Consider the following 16,799-nt stretch of genomic DNA (forward strand, 5'->3'; position numbering starts at 1 on the left):
TATCACTACGTTCTGTAAATCGTAAATACAGCTGTTTCTTTATCTTTTTCGTCTAATGCTAATCCGAACATGAGGTCCTGCTCTTTTAACGTACGATTCAAACTATCAACGATTTTATACAAGTCAGACGAATAATTAAGACGCGTCGTTGATAGGACTTCGATTTTCTTATCCATGAAAAAACTCCTCCGTTACACAAAAATTTCTAATTATAGAAGAACGCAATGCGGTTACAATAAGAGTACATTCTTTACAACCCCTGCTTCATCACCCATCTATTATAGCAGGACATGTACTGCAAAAAAAGGTTTCAAGTCGAAAACCAATACATTTTGTATACAAGAAGTAAAAAAAATAAAATTCCTCCTACCCACATTTTTTACGCCTGAAGTTTAAATGTACTTCAGGCGTATTTTTCTTCCAATTTTATTCAGTTGGTCGTTCTTTTAATTGTTCTAACAATTCTTCTAAAGGGCCTTCATAAAGCGGGACAGTTGGGATTGATTGTAAAAAACGTTTCCCATAAGAAGCGCTTGTCAAACGACGATCAAGTACAAATACCGTTCCGGTATCTGTACTTGATCTAATCAGGCGACCAAATCCTTGTTTGAAACGCAAGATTGCTTGCGGGAGTGCTAACTTAGCGAATACGTCTTCTCCTTGATTTTTTAACCAGTCTCCTTTTGCTTCCATCATCGGTTGATGAGGAGGTGTAAAGGGAAGCCGGACAATAACAAGACAACTAAGGGCATCTCCAGGTATATCTATCCCTTCCCAAAAACTACTTGTTCCTAACAAAATCGATTTGTCGAACTCTTGAAATTTACGAATGAGACGACTTCGGCTCTTATTATTCACACTTTGCGTTAATAATAAATAACCTTCTAATTCCTCATCATTTTTCAAATTCGCATACGCTTCTTTCAACATTTCATACGAAGTGAATAAAACGAGCATTCTACCTTTTGTAGCTTTCGCTATTTTTGCAATATGTGCCGACACAGATTCAATATATTCTTCATTACTTGCTTGCTTAATAAACGGCACATCTGTTGAAACCATTAATTTCATCTGTTCTTCAAAACGGAATGGTGACGGGACCTGTAATGTATTTGGAGCAAAATCATGTAAACCTAGCTCCTCTTTTATATAGTCAAATGAATCATTTACTGTTAACGTTGCTGATGTAAAAATAACACTCTTTTTTTGTGCTAAAAATTCATCCGCAAATCTTTCACCAATATGAACAGGCTGTGCATATAAAACCGTTGAATGAATTGTTCCCTTTGTTTCAGTCTCCATCCATGTCACGTATGAATTTTTTTCTAAAATGAGTAATTGTAAAGATTGTTCCATCTTTCTCAACAACTCAATTAAATGCATAAATTCACCTGTAACAACATGCATCTCCCATTCTAATTTACTTTGCAATATGTCAACTTGCTTCTCAAGTGTAGTCAACAATTTTCTTACATCATATACAAAACGATTTGTTAACTCGGTAATACTATCCCATAACTTACCTTTCTCTACTTCCGTGTTATATCGATAAATGAGTGGCATATTGCTTATCCCTTGTTCCTGCTTTGTTTGCTTAAAGATAAAAGCACGTAACATTTGGAATAGCTCATCCGCATCAAATTTCAATTCCTTCAAACTATGACTCACCATACGGAAAGTTGAACGAGAGGCTTGCTCTGATTTTTTCATCATTTTATATACTTTAGAAAGTACATCATCTGTTTCTAGCGTACCAAGTCGAGATAAAACTAGCTGGAAATACATACAGGAGAACTGTTCACCTAATGTTCTACTCGCCGCTTCCTCAATATGATGAGCTTCATCAAAGATAATATGTTCACATGAAGCAAAAAGTGGTTCTTCACTTGAAAAATCTTGAAATAATAACGCATGATTTGTAATAACGATATCTGCAAATAATGCTTTATTCTTTGCTCTTTGATAAAAACAACGACTATACCAGTTACTTTGCATTCCGCCTGGACTATGTACATCACTACAAATACGGTTCCAAAGTAACTTTCCGCCCTCAGGAATATTTAACTCATCCCGATCACCAGTTTCTGTTTGCAATAACCACACTAAAATTTTTGCCTTTGTGAGCGCCATATCATAATTTTTCTCTTCCTCTTGCAAAGCATATTCAAATTTATGTAGACAAAGATAATGCTTTCTTCCTTTCAAAAGAGCTACTTCAAATGAAAATGGCATTATTTTCTGTAATAATGGAATTTCTTTTTCTAATATTTGTTGTTGCAATTGTACTGTGTGGGTACTAATGATGACAGGTTCTTCTTTTTTCGTTGCAAAATAAATACTTGGAAGTAAATATGCAAGAGTCTTTCCTGTTCCTGTTCCTGCTTCAATTAGTGAAAATCTAGAATCTCTTAGTGCTGTATATATTTCCTTCATCATAATCTGTTGGCTTTCTCTTTTTTCAAACTTTGGCATATTCAATTCAAGTTTATCAATTGTCTTATGCAAAAAAGCATCAAATTTAGATGAACATGTTTCACTGAGATTTAAAGAATAATTCCGTTTTCGAAGTGCAATATTTCGATACACTTCATACCCCTCAGCCGCTTTTTTACCATGCATCATTTTCTTTAAAATATTTTCAGAAAGTACATCCGCTATATCACTTTGAAAAACATCACTTAATTCATAGAGCGATTGCAAGGTGACAAGTGGTAACTTTTCAATTTCATTTAAAAATTGTAAAAACAATTCCGCTGTTGCAAGAGCATCACTATCCGCACGATGCGGTTGATCGTGCTCTAGTTCATGTTGTTTCGCTAAATCACGTAATTTATAACTATCAGCCGTCGGCAAAAGAATTTGCGCCAACTCAACTGTATCAACTTTTGGACAATGTACTTCTGTATATCCCGCCTGCCTTAATTCTTCCGTTAAAAAATTCCAATCAAAGTGAACGTTATGTGCAACGAAAGCTGCACCTTGTAATAGCTCAACAACCATCGGGGCTACATCTTGAAATAACGGGGCTTGCTTAACCATACTCTCATCAATCCCTGTTAGTTCTGTAATAAATGGCGGAATCTCTCTCTTCGGATTAATAAAAGATGAGAAAATCTCTAATATCTCTCCATCTTCCACTACAACAGCTGCAATTTGGGTAATTTTATCCTTCCCATCCTTCCAGGAGTTCCCTGTCGTCTCTAAATCCACAACGACATAACGCTTACTCATATATGTAACACCTCAATTTCTTACCTATCAAACGCAAAATTATATAATGTTACTATACCACGTTTTATCTCATCTTAATGAAAAGATGCACAAAAAAGCTATCTCCGTAATAGAGATAGCCTTCTTACTTATAATATCGTACCCGCTTTTTCAGCACCTAACATTTCAATAATTTGATTCTCATCGTCTAATACTGCAATTTTCGGCGCTTGTTTATGAATATTTTCTTCTGCCACTAAACCGTAGCAAATGATAATAACTTTATCACCTGGCTGTACAAGCCTTGCAGCTGCACCATTTAAACAAACAACACCGCTACCACGTTCGCCCTTAATAACATATGTCTCTAATCGAGCACCATTATTATTATTTACGATTTGTACTTTTTCATTTTCTACAATATTTACTGCATCCATTAAATCTTCATCAATTGTAATACTACCTACATAGTTTAAATTTGCTTCTGTTACTGTTGCGCGATGTAACTTCGCTCTCATCATTGTGCGAAACATAGATGCTCCCCCTTATTTAACCGTTACTGTTATATTGTCAATTAATCGTACATTCTTGAATTTAACTGCAATTGCTAAAATGATTCGTCCTTCAATTTTATCTATTACATGCAGTGAAGGATAGGCATATAAATCAGCATAATCTACAATGCCTTTCGTATACGTCTCAATATACTCTTTCACAAGAGTTGTAATGATTTCTGCACTCAGTTCGCCTGCTTCAATTTTTTCTTTCGCTATACATAGACTGCGGTATAATTGAGGGGCCTCTTCACGCTCTTCTTTTGATAAATACACGTTACGAGAACTTTTCGCTAATCCATCTTCTTCCCTTACAATATCTACTGGTACGATCATAACCGGAATATTAAAATCAGCGACAAATCCTTCAATGACAGCAACTTGCTGTGCATCTTTCATACCGAAATAAGCACGCGTTGGCAATGTAATATTAAACAGTTTCATTAGTACAGTCGCAACTCCAGCAAAATGACCAGGTCTTTGTTTGCCACATAATACATCGGTACGCTTCACAACTGCTACTGTTGTCGTTTGTTCTGCTGGATACATTTCTTCTACACTCGGATAAAATAAATAATCTACACCGTTTTCTTTTGCTACATTTTCATCTCGATCAATATCACGAGGGTATCGATCTAAATCTTCATTCGGTCCAAACTGTAGCGGATTGACAAATACGCTTAAAACTACAATTTCATTTTCTTCTCTTGCTTTACGTAATAAAGTCGCATGACCTTCATGTAAATAACCCATCGTTGGAACAAAACCAATACTCTTTCCACTTGTACGAAGGTCGTTTGTAATTTGCTGCATCTCTTGCACTGTAGTTACGATTTTCATTATTGTTTTCCTCCGTATAACGCTAAGCATTCTTCCTCTTTCATTGTGAATGAATGTTTTTCTTCTGGAAATTGCCCTGTCTTTACTTCAGTAACGTATTGTGAAATCCCTCGCACAATCTCCTCTTGAACAGATGTATATTGTTTCACGAATTTCGGAACACGATTTACGCCGTATGAGATAAGATCATGATAAACAAGTACTTGCCCATCTACTTTTTTCCCTGCTCCAATTCCAATCGTTGGAATTGTTAGTTGCTTCGAAATTAATTCCGCTAACTGCATTGGCACACATTCTAGCACAAGCGCTATCGCACCAGCTTCCTCACATCTCTTCGCATCTTCTATTAATTTTTTTGCACTTTCAGCATCTTTTCCTTGTACTTTATACCCACCTAGTACTCCTACAGATTGTGGAGTTAAACCTAAGTGCGCCACGACAGGAATTCCCGCGTTCGTCAAGTAATGAATCGTTGATACTACTTCCCCTGCACCTTCTACCTTCAGTGCATGAGCACCACTCTCTTGAACGATGCGGCGTGCATTCACCATCGTATCTTGAGGCGACACATGATACGACATAAATGGCATATCAGTTACAATAAACGTCTCTTTCGCTCCTCGGCGTACAGCTTTCGTATGATGAATCATATCCTCTACTGTTACAGGTACTGTTGAATCGTATCCGAGCACCACCATCCCAAGAGAATCTCCAACTAGAATCATATCAACTTCAGCTTCTTCTGCTAATTTAGCAGATGGATAATCATACGCCGTTAGCATCGTAATCGGCTCACCTTGCTCTTTCATCTTCAAAAAATCTGTTTTTGTTTTCAAAAACTACTCCTCCTTTATGCAGGAGAGAGGAGATGGCCGAAATCATATAAAAACCCCTCTGGCCATAAAAGGGCAGAAGGGTTGTGTGTTAGTCGGCATTATTCATCCCTCTGTCCCAGTCCATTATTGGATCAAGGCAGAATCCAAGTTATTATTTTTTCGGATTGCTTCGAATCATGGTGCAGTTCGCTCTGATACTGCCCACATTCGAACTAATTATAGCAAAATCCAAAAAGGAATTACTACATTTTTTTGAAAAAATAATTTTTTATTCTCAATACGATATGTGAAATTTTTATAAATAACTCAATCATATAAAGGTAAACCTTTGTTTAAGCCCCGTATAACTCTTAAACTAATGATGCAGGTTAATGGAAGAACATACTTAACAAAAGGAGAATTGCGAATGTCTATGAACAAATGGTTATTTCGATTCACCGTTCTGCTTGTGATGATTGTAGGGCTGATAAATTTTAGCTCCTTCCATGCATTTGCCTCAGTTAACGTCGTAACACAACCTATCGATTCAACGAAAGTAATTGAGGTTGAATTAAACGATGATTACTTTCAGCCAAACGTCATCACGATTCCAATTGAAGAGTCAACAACATTGTTATTAAAAAACAAAGGTAAAAATGAGCACACCTTTACAGTGAAAAAACTTGGCATTGACGTCGTAGTCGAGTCAGGAAAAGAGAGAAATATTACCGTGAAACCTAAAAATACTGGTACATATGAATTAATATGCCGGTACCATCTTTTTAAAGGAATGGAAGGCAAAGTAATAGTCAAATAAAAAGAAGTTCCAAAAAGGAACTTCTTTTACTTAATTTCGATATCCGCAGAATGAATGTGATGTACTTTCCCTTCATGATCCTCCAGAAGCAATACACCATCCTCTGTAATTCCTTTTGCTACCCCTATAATTGTCTCTCTCATCGTTCGAGCGGTAATTTCTTTCCCGATGCTAACAGCGTAACTTTCCCAAAGAATTTTAATAACAGAGAAACCATTTTGTAAATACTCTTCATATAATTTTTCTAGTTGTAAAAAGATTTGTTGCATAAGCTCTGCACGAACAATTGGCTTACCGGACTCAATCGCTAAAGAAGTAGCAATATGCTGAATTTCCTCATCAAAATGTTCTTGCTTTTGATTCGCATTAATACCAATACCCATAATGACAGCATTAATTTTATCAGGATCCGCCTGCATTTCTGTTAATATACCTACAGCCTTTTTACCTTGAATTAAAATATCATTTGGCCATTTTATTCCTACGTTTACACCCGTGCACTTTTCAATTGCTTGTGCAACGCTAACAGCCGCTAACAAAGTAAGTTGTGGTGCATGATGAACCGGGATTGATGGACGTAAAATAATACTCATCCAAATTCCTGTTCCTTTTGGTGAATACCATTTCCTGCTTAAACGACCTCTGCCCGACGTTTGTTCTTCTGCCACAACAATGGTTCCTTCTTCTGCGCCTTCATAAGCAAGTTTTGCTGCAATATGCTGCGTAGATTCAACAGATTCTTCAAAATATACCGTTCTACCAATATGTTTCGTTTGTAACCCTAACTGAATTTCATTAGCAGTTACTTTGTCTGGCTTACCCGCAATGCGATAACCTAATCGACGCACAGCTTCAAGTTCATATCCCTCATTCCGAAGGTCCTCCATATGTTTCCACACAGCGGTTCTTGAACAACCAAGTTTATCACTAATCGTTTGGCCAGATACAAACGCGCCATCCGCTTCCGAAAAAACTTGCAATAACTGCTTTCTTATAGTAGATTGCATTCTTGCAGCCACTCCCTTATACACTCTTTCTCATTAACTACGTTTCCTTGTACGATTGCTTCCTCAATTTTTTGAATCATTTCAGCAACCCACGGACCGGGCTTTTTATTTGCCCAGTTTAATAAATCATTCCCAGTCACATTCATTTCTTGGCGACTCTTGATTGGCAATATTTCAAATAACGTTTGTACTCGTTTAACAGATGTATGATCATAGCTTTCAATCATCGCTTCATATACTCTTTCGGCCATTTCAGCGATATGAAGTCCCGTTTTATAAAGAAGGACTGTATCCCAATCCTTCTCCTTTCTCGTACGAATTGTTAATAAAACTGCGACGATATCTTTTATTTTTTTATTCGAAAACTTCCATTGACGTAAAAAGACAGATGGATGCTCTTCTCCAATACAATATAAGAAGAATGCCCATGCCTCAATGTCCGTTTCAAAATAATCCCAGTTATACTGCGTAGCTTTTAATAATCTCTCTTCTGACATTTGTAAATATGGCAAATGAGAAAATAGCTTCGTTTCTACTAATTCTTGCAAGCCCTTCACGCAATATGTACCAGTTAACAGTTTCTCAAATTCCACTGTAATTCGCTCAATTGCAATATGTTCCAGTAAATGTCCATATGTTTCAATTGCTTGTTTCGTTTTCATTTCTAAAGAAAAACCTAACGTACTTACGAAACGAATACCACGCATCATTCGCAGGGCGTCTTCTTGAAAACGATCCGCAGCATTTCCAACTGTCACAATTTCTCTCTTTTGAATCGCTTCCTGTCCAGCAAATAAATCAACCATTTCGCCTTCTTCTGTCATCGCAATTGCATTCATTGTGAAATCACGACGTTTTAAATCCTCTTCTAATGAACGAACAAATTGAACACTACTAGGTCTTCGAAAATCTTCATATTCGCTCTCTGTTCGAAAAGTGGTTACCTCATAAGGTTCACCATTTTCTACCACAATTACAGTTCCATGCTCAAGACCAACAGGAACATGTCTTGGAAATATAGCCATCACTTCTTCTGGTAAAGCAGATGTTGCAATATCAATATCTCCAATCGGTCTATCGATAATAAGATCTCGTACGCTTCCACCGACAAAGTAGGCCTCATGTCCTTGTTGCTTTAAAGTCTCAATAATAGAACTAGCTTTTTTAAATCTTTTCATTTTTGTCATCCCTTAGTACATCATAATAAATCGTTTCATATTGTGAGACGATTTTTTCAGAGCGGAACTGCTCGTAAACACTTGCTCTTGCTCGCTCTCCCATATCACGGTGAAGTTCTTCATCCTTTAATAGCTGAATGGCTTGATTTGCCACTCCTGCTGGATCGCCAACTTCACATAAATATCCTGTTTCACCATGTTGAATGACTTCTGGAATACCTCCAACCCTTGTTCCGATACAAGGTACACCACACGCCATCGCTTCTAATAAAACAAGACCAAAACTCTCCTTCTCTGATAGAAGTAACATTAAATCACTCATCGCAAGTAGCTCTGCAACATTATCTTGCTTTCCTAAGAATAAGACGCGATCTTCAATATGTAGATTTTTCACTAACTGTAAAATCGTGCAAAATTCTGGTCCATCTCCTACAAGAAGTAACTTCGCATCTACTTCTGTAACAATTTTAGCAAATGCCTGAACAACATCTTGCACGCGTTTCACTTTACGGAAATTTGAAATGTGAATGAGTATCTTTTCACTCTCACTTATACCGTATTCTTTCTTTAATTGAGACATATCACGCTTAAAATATACACGTTCGTCTATAAAGTTATATACCGTTTCAATGTCTTTATTTGGTTTTACTAGCTCATGCGTTTCGTTAATTAATGAATGCGAGACAGCCGTCACAACATCAGATTGCTCAATACCAAAACGAATTAAATTATTTAACGAAGGGTCGGAACCTAACACGGTAATATCTGTTCCATGCAAGGTTGTAACAATTTTAATTCGCTCTCCAATCATTTGTTTTGCTAAATAAGCACAAATTGCATGTGGTATTGCGTAATGCACATGTAAAATGTCTAAGTTTTCTCTTTGTGCAACTTCTGCCATTTTACTCGCTAACGCTAAATCGTATGGTGGATATTGAAATACAGAGTATTGATTTACCGTCACTTCATGAAAATAAATGTTTGGATACACTTTATTTAACCGGAATGGTAAACCCGATGTAATAAAATGAATTTCATGCCCGCGTTCCGCTAATTGCTTTCCTAATTCTGTTCCAACAACCCCAGAACCACCTACAGAAGGATAACATGTAATACCTATTTTTAATTTCATTTACATCCCCCTATTAAATCAGCATGTAATAAAACCGGTTTCTTACTCATAAATCCCTCGGCATATAAAACTCCAACTTCTTTTCCAAACATTTTCTCTCGAGCGACCACAGTTTCAACATAACCTTCTGTTAACGGCGTTTTCACACCATCACTCCCTGTTGAAAACTGACTTTCATACGCTTCTAATGCTTTCACTTTTATAGAAAGGTACTCACTTATATCTATACAAAAATTCGGTTTATGAAAACCATTAATCATATAATGATAAAAAGACTCCACACGATGTGGTGGAACCTCTGGCATATATTTACGAATTCCCGCTGAAAAAATAGCTTCTTCCACAAGTTTTGCACAATTTGCATGATCTGGATGACGATCTTCATAATACGGTGCAAAAACTAGTTTTGGTTTATATGTACGAATCACCTTTACAATTTCACGTATATACTCTTCTTTCATATACAAACCACGGTCTGGCATCGCTAAATTCAGTCTCGTTTTTACTCCCATTATACGAGCTGCCGCCTTTGCTTCTTCTTTTCTCAACTCTATTGTTCCATTAGAAGAAAGATCAGCTTCTGTTAAATCACAAATACCTACTTCATACCCTTGCTTCGTATATTTAGCAATGGTACCAGCCATGCCGATTTCAACATCATCGGCATGAGCACCAAACGCTAATATATGTAATCCACTCATAATTGTTCCCCTCATTTTCTTAACTTGCGGTAATCTAAATCTCCTCGCTCTAATGCGTGCATTAACATTTCAGCACTTGCCATATTCGTTGCAAGTGGAATCGCATATACATCACATAGACGAAGCAATGCATTTACATCTGGTTCATGCGGCTGAGCAGTTAGTGGATCCCGGAAAAAAATCACCATATCCATATCATTTTTTGCAATCATTGCACCAATTTCTTGATCGCCACCAAGAGGACCCGATTGAAATCTTGTTACAACTAAACCAGTCGCTTCCATAATACGAAGTCCTGTCGTTCCCGTTGCAAATAATTCATGTTGTTCAAAAATTGGTTTATATGCGTATGCAAACGAAACCATGTCATTTTTCTTTTTGTCATGTGCGATTAAGGCAATTTTCATCCGTTGTCTCCCCTTTAGTCGATAATATTTTCTAAACCGTACACAAGATGATCTAGATTCATTACTGTATCAATTGATAGTTTTACACCCGACATAAATGATGCACGATTGAATGAATCATGGCGAACCGTTAACATTTGTCCATCTCCACCAAACATTACTTCTTGGTGTGCAATAAGTCCTGGTAAACGTACACTATGAATGTGAATGCCGTCTACATTTGCACCACGAGCACCTTCTAGTTGTTCTACTTCATTCGGATGACCTTGCTGCTTTGATTCACGGTTTTGACGAATTAATTCTACTGTTTTTACAGCTGTACCAGATGGCGCATCTAATTTTTGATCATGATGCAATTCAATTACTTCAACATCTTGGAAGTACTTCGCTGCCATTTGTGAGAATTTCATCATAAGAACTGCACCAATTGCAAAGTTTGGAGCGATAATAGTTCCTACTGCTTTTTCTTTCGCCTTCTCTGTTAATTGCTTTAGTTCTTCTTCTGTAAATCCAGTTGTACCAATAACAGAACGAAGTCCACGCTCAACTGCAAGTGTAACGTGTTGTTTTCCAACTTCTGGCGTTGTTAAATCTAACAACACATCTGCTTCTACTTCCTCTAAACAAGTATGTAAATCTGCGTAAATAGGTACATTTAGCGCTGGCATGCCCGGTAAATCAGAGATTTTCTCTCCGCCATGCTTATAATCCACTGCTGCTACTAAATTAAAATGCTCCGTTCTTTCCATAAGAAGGACTGCCTCATGTCCCATACGTCCTCTTGGTCCAGCGATAATTACTTTAATTTCTTTCATTATTCTTTCTCTCCCTCATCAATACGTGTCCAGCGATCTTTATCACGTGTATTAAATTTATTCATTACAATGTTATGCGCTGTTTCTAAATCAATATTTAAACTATTTGCCATACAAATCATAACAAATAATACATCTCCAAGCTCTTCTTCAATACTACGTTCTTTTTCAGTTGTTTTCTTCGGTTTCTCACCATAATAATGATTAACCTCTCTTGCAAGCTCCCCCATTTCTTCCGTTAAACGAGCCATCATTGCAAGTGGACTGAAATAACCTTCTTTAAACTGACCAATATATGCATCTACTTCTTTCTGCATATCCTTCATCGTTTTCGCTTCCATACAACTCACCTCTAATCCTTCCTCTTTCATGTTAGCCAATTCATCGCGATTTGACAAATATTATTCCCTGCCAAACACCTATTTGCGACCCTTTTTGGGATAGACTATAATAAAGTGAAACTTTCTTTTGTGATTTTTGCAAAAGATTAGCCCAGATCCATTATTTTTATAGCCTTCTTTATTTTTACTAACAACTAGAAATTACTTATCATTATGTTTTACCATATCAGCGGAGCAATGCAATCTACATAATTAGGGGGATTTCTATATGACATCAAATTTGAAGATTCGAAATATCATTTTCATTTTAATCGGTTCCGCTATTTTTTCTTTCGGTATTGTGAATATCAATATTGAAAATCACCTTGCAGAAGGTGGATTTACCGGTATTACACTATTATTGTATTTTCTATTTAAGTTTGATCCTTCTTACTCAAACTTAATTTTAAATATCCCTATATTTTTCATTGGTTGGAAGTTACTTGGAAGAACAACATTTATCTATACACTAATCGGCACCTTTAGCGTATCTTTATTTCTATGGATTTTTCAGCGTTACGAAGTTCTCAACTTACATTTAAATTTACAAAATGATATGACACTCGCAGCTTTATTCGCCGGGGCATTCATTGGTATAGGTCTTGGAATCATATTTAAATACGGCGGGACTACTGGCGGTGTAGATATTATTGCGAGACTCGCTCATAAATATGTTGGCTGGAGTATGGGGAAAACGATGTTTATGTTTGATGCTATCGTCATTATCGTCTCGATTCTTACCTATTTATCATACCGCGAGGGCATGTATACGTTAGTTGCTGTTTTTATCGGTGCGAAAGTCATTGATTTTATGCAGGAAGGAGCCTATGCGGCGAAAGGAGCCACTATTATCTCAGATAAAAACGATGAAATTGCTGCCAAAATTTTATCTGATATGGAGCGCGGAGCAACCTTTTTAAAAGCTGTTGGATCGTATACGAAAGTGGAACGGAATGTATTGTATTGCGTTGTCGCTAAAAATGAAATCGTGAAATTAAAAAATATAATTACTTCTGTAGATCCTCACGCCTTTGTTGCTGTAAGTGACGTACATGATGTAGTTGGTGAAGGTTTTACATTAGATGAAAATAAAAATCCGTTACATACATAAACCGAACTAGAAAAGCTCTTTAGCTTTTCTAGTTTTTTATTACATATTTTTCAAGTTTCTCTAAATCCTCATAAATAAGCTCCAATAAACTCCGATTATAAAAAATGGAAGCAGGATGAAAAGTCGGGAAAATATGATATTCTTTCTCTGACCATGTAAACTCTACACTTTGCATATCCTTTAATTTTTGAATAGGCTTTTTTAATAATTGTCCGTGCACATCTGTGATTTTTGTATTTTTTCCTATTAAACGTTGAAGGCCGATATTTCCAAGCGTGACGATAAGCTTCGGGTTTATTTTCTCTAATTCATAATCTAACAAAGGGGCATGGGCAAGTATTTCCCCTTGATTTGGCGTTCTATTATACTTTTTCTGTATGATTTCACCATTTCGTTCTTTTTTCTCTCGCCACTTATAAGGTCTACTCCGAACAGTGCTCGTAATATATACTTCTTCCCTTGTAACGTGAATCCGTTCTAAAAACTCCATTAATTGTTTTCCCGCTCTCCCGCTAAATGGAATCCCATTATGAATTTCTGTTTCACCAGGCGCTTCTCCTAGCAACATAAATTTTGGATTTTCAGGACCTTGTCCACTTAAAAATCCTTCTAGCTGATAAGAAGCACTTTGTTCTCTCACTTGTTTTACTAAATGGCTTGGATATTTCATTTCCCTCACCACCTTTCCGCATTACTTCTATTATTTCTATTTACAATACATTATATAATTCAATCCACAAAACAAAAAAAGACTATCAAAATTGATAGTCTTTAGTCGTCGCTACGCTGCATACCAGTATACATTAATACGAGACGTAATAATTCAAATACCGCTACAGCTGCAGCTGCTACATATGTTAATGCTGCCGCATTTAATACTTTACGAGCTTGGCCATATTCATCTGTTGATACGATACCTAATGCTTCAATTTGTTGCATTGCACGCTTTGATGCATCAAACTCAACTGGTAATGTTACGAGTTGGAACACAACACCTGCTGCCATTAAAATAATTCCTAATAACAATAGTTTTGACATTGTCGCAAATATACCAATCATAATAAATACCCATGATATATTCGATCCAAAATTCGCCACAGGCACTAACGAATGACGAATACGCATAAAGTTATAATCTTTTGCATCTTGAATTGCGTGTCCTACTTCGTGTGCTGCAACTGCTGTACCAGCAACTGAATGACCATAATAGTTATCTGTTGATAATCGAACTGTTTTTGCAGTTGGATCATAATGGTCTGATAAATGACCTGGTGTTTCTTCTACAGCTACGTTGTATAATCCATTTTCATCTAAAATTTTTCGAGCCACTTCCGCTCCTGTCATACCTGATGTTGAATAAACTTGTGAATACTTGCTATAAGCACTACGTACTCTTGACTGTGCATACAACGGTATGATCATTATGATCGCGAAGTAAATTAAATAAAACATCATGAACCTCCATTGAAGTTTTAATTATAGTACTACTCATTCTATTTTCTTCTGCCATCATTGTCAATGAATAAACCTTACAATCCGTATCTTTATTTATTGCATTATCTATTCTTAGAGTGTACATTACCCTTTCTTTTTTCTCTCTCTCCTTTATACTTTCTCCACCCAACATAAGTTAATGTGAATAAAATAAGACCCCCAGTAATTGTCATAAACCAAATGAGCGAGGGTGCAATTTCATCTTTTTTTACTGTGTGAAATATTTTTTGCAAATCCCCTTTAATGATTCCTAGTTGCATTTGCCCACCTTTCGTTTTTAACATAACGTTACGAAATTCATCCAAATAAGATAAATGGGCATTTACACGCTGCACTTCGTTTTCTGGCAAAGCAATCATTAAGCTTGGATAAATAATATTAAATTCATGTAAAAATGTGTTTAACGTTTGTTGAAACTGTCCCGTATCTTCTTTTTTCATCGCTTTTTCCATTTGAGAAAAGGCACCCATTATTTTTGTTTCTCTTTCCATCCAAAGTGGTTGATATTTCGACACTTGCGCATCAACAGCGAGCTGCAGGGCTAACACATTATCGATTTTAACTTGTTTACTTAAATCTGTTTCCACGAGAGATTGTTTGGCCTTGTCGTAAGCTAAAGAAATAACTCTAACTTGATCTGGCGTTACTTCTTGCTTCTTTTCATTCCCCTTTATTACAAACTGCTCCGAGAAATGTTGTAATACTTGTACTGCTTTTTCATCTTCATTACGCTTCACTAATTGTAATGAGTCATCTAACAACCCTGTTAGTTCACCCCACTCTTCAGCATATATACGTAACGGAAACATTATAATTAGAAATGCTATCAATCCAATTAATGTTCTCTTCATCACGGTCCCCCCTATAACTACTAGTACAAAATATGTTAATTTGGACAAGAATAGAACAGAACTGAACCGAAAAATATATTATCGTTTTACAAACAAAAAAAATTCTCTTTAAACAGAGAATTTTCCCTTTGAAACCCTTTTCTTTTTTACGAAATATCTATACAAGCTATAACAAAGTATGCTGCCACATAAAATAAATAATAAAATAGCACACGCTGCATGCATAAAGAATTCTTCTGGTAGCATTAATATAATCGGATCCGTTTCAATATCAAACATCCAATAATCATTACTAAATAAAAGTTTATGAAATAATACAAAACTCTTTTCAAAATTAATAGCGATTGGTAGCATCAGCGCTATCGGAAAAATAATTGTTAAAATCGATCCGTGTAGTAAAAACTTTTCATTTTTCTTTTTTAATAAATAAATCCCGCCTATTATAGCAATCATAATTGTCGCATACATCACATATTGAATCTTTACTAAAATATTTTTAACATCTACAAAATGAATACGGCCATTTGTAGACATATCTAATGTTGGCAACTGCAATACACCATCATAAAACGGCGATAAATATGTGATAAGCACATCATAATTTCTTTTAATATCATCCTTCGTCATATCCGCTAAATCTGGAATGTTTAAAAAATCAATTTCAAAATAATACAGCCATTTCCCGTATACAACCGCCGTTGTTGCGAGTGCAAATATAGAAAATGCTATGCTGTATGAAACAGCTATCGTAATCAATCGGTCCCATATTTTTGTACCACTCTTATTTTTCTTCATTTTCTCCCCCTATATGTTTTAACTATCATAAAGAAAACTGTTTTCGGTTCTCACGCAAGCAAGAATAATATGTAATACATAGTGTAGCGATGCTTAGCCAGAACGTAAAATAACCAATTTCTTCTACAAACAAATGCATAATTCCATATCTCGGCATTTGCCAAAATAAATAATCAATTGCATCATTATGTAATGTCCATATAGCTGCTACCGCAAAATGCCATTTTTTTATACGGTAAAACGGTGCATATAACAATCCTTGTACTGCCATCGCAAAATGCGAAAGCATTAACATATACCCTATAACACCAATAGGACCTTTTACATAGATCATAATTGCATTTACAACAACAGCCCATATACCATATTTTATTAAAGTAACAATCGCTAGCGCCTCTATTAATCCCCAATTTCTCTTTATTAAAAAAGCAATTAAAACAAAGACAAAAAAGAGACTCGCCATCGGGCTATCAGGTACAAACGGCCAAAAAATAGGTGAAGTTTCTTTTAATTGATTTCCATACCATATAAATCCGTATATTGTACCTAATATGTTAACAACTAATAAAAATAATAATACGGAGCGTTGTCTTAACATTGCATACAAGTAAACCAAGCTGTATGTCCAACACCTTTCAAACAAAGTCATTCTTTCCTCAAACTCTACTCTATTATATAGTAAACTTTCTTTC

General features: G+C 36.0%; 19 protein-coding genes. 2 read left to right on the forward strand and 17 right to left on the reverse strand.

Going from position 1 to position 16,799, the window contains the following annotated elements; all coding sequences use genetic code 11:
- Window positions 1–5: 5 nt before the first annotated feature.
- The 5 genes from AABL52_RS19155 to panB all read right to left on the reverse strand — a co-directional run bounded on the left by AABL52_RS19155 (window position 6) and on the right by panB (window position 5,440).
- Window positions 6–176 (reverse strand): YpmA family protein, encoded by a 171-nt coding sequence (locus AABL52_RS19155; protein ID WP_000358355.1) that lies wholly within the window; start codon window positions 174–176, stop codon window positions 6–8.
- A gap of 250 nt (window positions 177–426) precedes the next feature.
- Entirely contained in the window at window positions 427–3,231 is a 2,805-nt protein-coding gene (gene dinG / locus AABL52_RS19160; RefSeq protein ID WP_341518209.1) for an ATP-dependent DNA helicase DinG, read from the reverse strand.
- 128 nt (window positions 3,232–3,359) lie between these two features.
- A complete protein-coding gene (gene panD / locus AABL52_RS19165) occupies window positions 3,360–3,743 on the reverse strand; it encodes an aspartate 1-decarboxylase (protein WP_061679513.1) in 384 nt (127 codons plus the stop codon).
- 12 nt (window positions 3,744–3,755) lie between these two features.
- Window positions 3,756–4,604, reverse strand: a complete 849-nt coding sequence (gene panC / locus AABL52_RS19170; RefSeq protein ID WP_341518210.1) for a pantoate--beta-alanine ligase — start codon at window positions 4,602–4,604, stop codon at window positions 3,756–3,758.
- Window positions 4,604–5,440, reverse strand: coding sequence for a 3-methyl-2-oxobutanoate hydroxymethyltransferase (panB, locus tag AABL52_RS19175; protein WP_000853116.1), 837 nt, complete (start codon window positions 5,438–5,440; stop codon window positions 4,604–4,606). Before panB ends, panC begins: the two co-directional genes overlap by 1 nt.
- A gap of 406 nt (window positions 5,441–5,846) precedes the next feature.
- Between panB and AABL52_RS19180 the strand changes: the two genes are divergently transcribed.
- Window positions 5,847–6,236 (forward strand): cupredoxin domain-containing protein, encoded by a 390-nt coding sequence (locus AABL52_RS19180; RefSeq protein WP_341518211.1) that lies wholly within the window; start codon window positions 5,847–5,849, stop codon window positions 6,234–6,236.
- A gap of 26 nt (window positions 6,237–6,262) precedes the next feature.
- Here the strand turns inward: AABL52_RS19180 and AABL52_RS19185 are convergent, their stop codons facing one another.
- The 7 genes from AABL52_RS19185 to AABL52_RS19215 are packed head-to-tail and all read right to left on the reverse strand — an operon-like array spanning window position 6,263 to window position 11,817.
- A complete protein-coding gene (locus AABL52_RS19185; protein WP_001192030.1) occupies window positions 6,263–7,243 on the reverse strand; it encodes a biotin--[acetyl-CoA-carboxylase] ligase in 981 nt (326 codons plus the stop codon).
- The gene (locus AABL52_RS19190) at window positions 7,228–8,421 is read right to left on the reverse strand and encodes a CCA tRNA nucleotidyltransferase (protein ID WP_341518212.1); all 1,194 of its coding nucleotides are present in this window, start codon (window positions 8,419–8,421) and stop codon (window positions 7,228–7,230) included. The genes AABL52_RS19185 and AABL52_RS19190 overlap by 16 nt, the downstream gene beginning before the upstream one ends.
- Entirely contained in the window at window positions 8,408–9,553 is a 1,146-nt protein-coding gene (bshA, locus tag AABL52_RS19195) for an N-acetyl-alpha-D-glucosaminyl L-malate synthase BshA (RefSeq protein WP_341518213.1), read from the reverse strand. The genes AABL52_RS19190 and bshA overlap by 14 nt, the downstream gene beginning before the upstream one ends.
- Window positions 9,550–10,254: a bacillithiol biosynthesis deacetylase BshB1 gene (gene bshB1 / locus AABL52_RS19200; protein WP_000015663.1), complete on the reverse strand. Its 705-nt coding sequence runs from the start codon at window positions 10,252–10,254 to the stop codon at window positions 9,550–9,552. The genes bshA and bshB1 overlap by 4 nt, the downstream gene beginning before the upstream one ends.
- Before the next feature lie 11 nt (window positions 10,255–10,265).
- Window positions 10,266–10,661: a methylglyoxal synthase gene (locus AABL52_RS19205; RefSeq protein ID WP_000684763.1), complete on the reverse strand. Its 396-nt coding sequence runs from the start codon at window positions 10,659–10,661 to the stop codon at window positions 10,266–10,268.
- 14 nt (window positions 10,662–10,675) lie between these two features.
- The gene (gene dapB / locus AABL52_RS19210; protein ID WP_341518214.1) at window positions 10,676–11,476 is read right to left on the reverse strand and encodes a dihydrodipicolinate reductase; all 801 of its coding nucleotides are present in this window, start codon (window positions 11,474–11,476) and stop codon (window positions 10,676–10,678) included.
- Entirely contained in the window at window positions 11,476–11,817 is a 342-nt protein-coding gene (locus AABL52_RS19215; RefSeq protein ID WP_002108639.1) for a nucleotide pyrophosphohydrolase, read from the reverse strand. Before AABL52_RS19215 ends, dapB begins: the two co-directional genes overlap by 1 nt.
- A gap of 268 nt (window positions 11,818–12,085) precedes the next feature.
- Here AABL52_RS19215 and AABL52_RS19220 point away from each other — a divergent pair, with 268 nt between their 5' ends.
- Window positions 12,086–12,967, forward strand: coding sequence for a YitT family protein (locus AABL52_RS19220; protein ID WP_000203304.1), 882 nt, complete (start codon window positions 12,086–12,088; stop codon window positions 12,965–12,967).
- Window positions 12,968–12,995: 28 nt separating this feature from the next.
- On the opposite strand, the gene AABL52_RS19225 is transcribed toward AABL52_RS19220, so the two are convergent.
- From AABL52_RS19225 to AABL52_RS19245, 5 genes are all read right to left on the reverse strand, one after another.
- Window positions 12,996–13,637 (reverse strand): uracil-DNA glycosylase, encoded by a 642-nt coding sequence (locus tag AABL52_RS19225; protein ID WP_097845488.1) that lies wholly within the window; start codon window positions 13,635–13,637, stop codon window positions 12,996–12,998.
- 101 nt (window positions 13,638–13,738) lie between these two features.
- Window positions 13,739–14,422: a zinc metallopeptidase gene (locus AABL52_RS19230; protein WP_073517780.1), complete on the reverse strand. Its 684-nt coding sequence runs from the start codon at window positions 14,420–14,422 to the stop codon at window positions 13,739–13,741.
- Between the two features lie 101 nt (window positions 14,423–14,523).
- Window positions 14,524–15,312 (reverse strand): sporulation protein YpjB, encoded by a 789-nt coding sequence (ypjB, locus tag AABL52_RS19235; RefSeq protein WP_341518215.1) that lies wholly within the window; start codon window positions 15,310–15,312, stop codon window positions 14,524–14,526.
- A 108-nt stretch (window positions 15,313–15,420) separates the two neighbouring features.
- Entirely contained in the window at window positions 15,421–16,107 is a 687-nt protein-coding gene (locus AABL52_RS19240) for a TIGR01906 family membrane protein (RefSeq protein ID WP_000739744.1), read from the reverse strand.
- Window positions 16,108–16,132: 25 nt separating this feature from the next.
- Complete coding sequence (locus AABL52_RS19245) at window positions 16,133–16,723, reverse strand: DUF1405 domain-containing protein (RefSeq protein WP_000262824.1); 591 nt, start codon at window positions 16,721–16,723, stop codon at window positions 16,133–16,135.
- Window positions 16,724–16,799 lie beyond the last annotated feature (76 nt).

It is taken from the genome of Bacillus paramobilis, assembly GCF_038096195.1.
Taxonomy (GTDB): domain Bacteria; phylum Bacillota; class Bacilli; order Bacillales; family Bacillaceae_G; genus Bacillus_A; species Bacillus_A mobilis.

Bases quoted from the DNA above. Each gene is read 5' to 3' on its own strand.
- AABL52_RS19240 (WP_000739744.1), bottom strand. From the start codon at position 16,107: ATGAAGAAAAATAAGAGTGGTACAAAAATATGGGACCGATTGATTACG.
- AABL52_RS19185 (WP_001192030.1), bottom strand. From the start codon at position 7,243: ATGCAATCTACTATAAGAAAGCAGTTATTGCAAGTTTTTTCGGAAGCG.
- AABL52_RS19215 (WP_002108639.1), bottom strand. From the start codon at position 11,817: ATGGAAGCGAAAACGATGAAGGATATGCAGAAAGAAGTAGATGCATAT.
- dinG (WP_341518209.1), bottom strand. From the start codon at position 3,231: ATGAGTAAGCGTTATGTCGTTGTGGATTTAGAGACGACAGGGAACTCC.
- AABL52_RS19155 (WP_000358355.1), bottom strand. From the start codon at position 176: ATGGATAAGAAAATCGAAGTCCTATCAACGACGCGTCTTAATTATTCG.
- AABL52_RS19225 (WP_097845488.1), bottom strand. From the start codon at position 13,637: ATGAAATATCCAAGCCATTTAGTAAAACAAGTGAGAGAACAAAGTGCT.
- AABL52_RS19220 (WP_000203304.1), top strand. From the start codon at position 12,086: ATGACATCAAATTTGAAGATTCGAAATATCATTTTCATTTTAATCGGT.
- AABL52_RS19230 (WP_073517780.1), bottom strand. From the start codon at position 14,422: ATGATGTTTTATTTAATTTACTTCGCGATCATAATGATCATACCGTTG.
- AABL52_RS19180 (WP_341518211.1), top strand. From the start codon at position 5,847: ATGTCTATGAACAAATGGTTATTTCGATTCACCGTTCTGCTTGTGATG.
- AABL52_RS19205 (WP_000684763.1), bottom strand. From the start codon at position 10,661: ATGAAAATTGCCTTAATCGCACATGACAAAAAGAAAAATGACATGGTT.
- dapB (WP_341518214.1), bottom strand. From the start codon at position 11,476: ATGAAAGAAATTAAAGTAATTATCGCTGGACCAAGAGGACGTATGGGA.
- bshA (WP_341518213.1), bottom strand. From the start codon at position 9,553: ATGAAATTAAAAATAGGTATTACATGTTATCCTTCTGTAGGTGGTTCT.
- ypjB (WP_341518215.1), bottom strand. From the start codon at position 15,312: ATGAAGAGAACATTAATTGGATTGATAGCATTTCTAATTATAATGTTT.
- bshB1 (WP_000015663.1), bottom strand. From the start codon at position 10,254: ATGAGTGGATTACATATATTAGCGTTTGGTGCTCATGCCGATGATGTT.
- panC (WP_341518210.1), bottom strand. From the start codon at position 4,604: ATGAAAATCGTAACTACAGTGCAAGAGATGCAGCAAATTACAAACGAC.
- panD (WP_061679513.1), bottom strand. From the start codon at position 3,743: ATGTTTCGCACAATGATGAGAGCGAAGTTACATCGCGCAACAGTAACA.
- AABL52_RS19190 (WP_341518212.1), bottom strand. From the start codon at position 8,421: ATGAAAAGATTTAAAAAAGCTAGTTCTATTATTGAGACTTTAAAGCAA.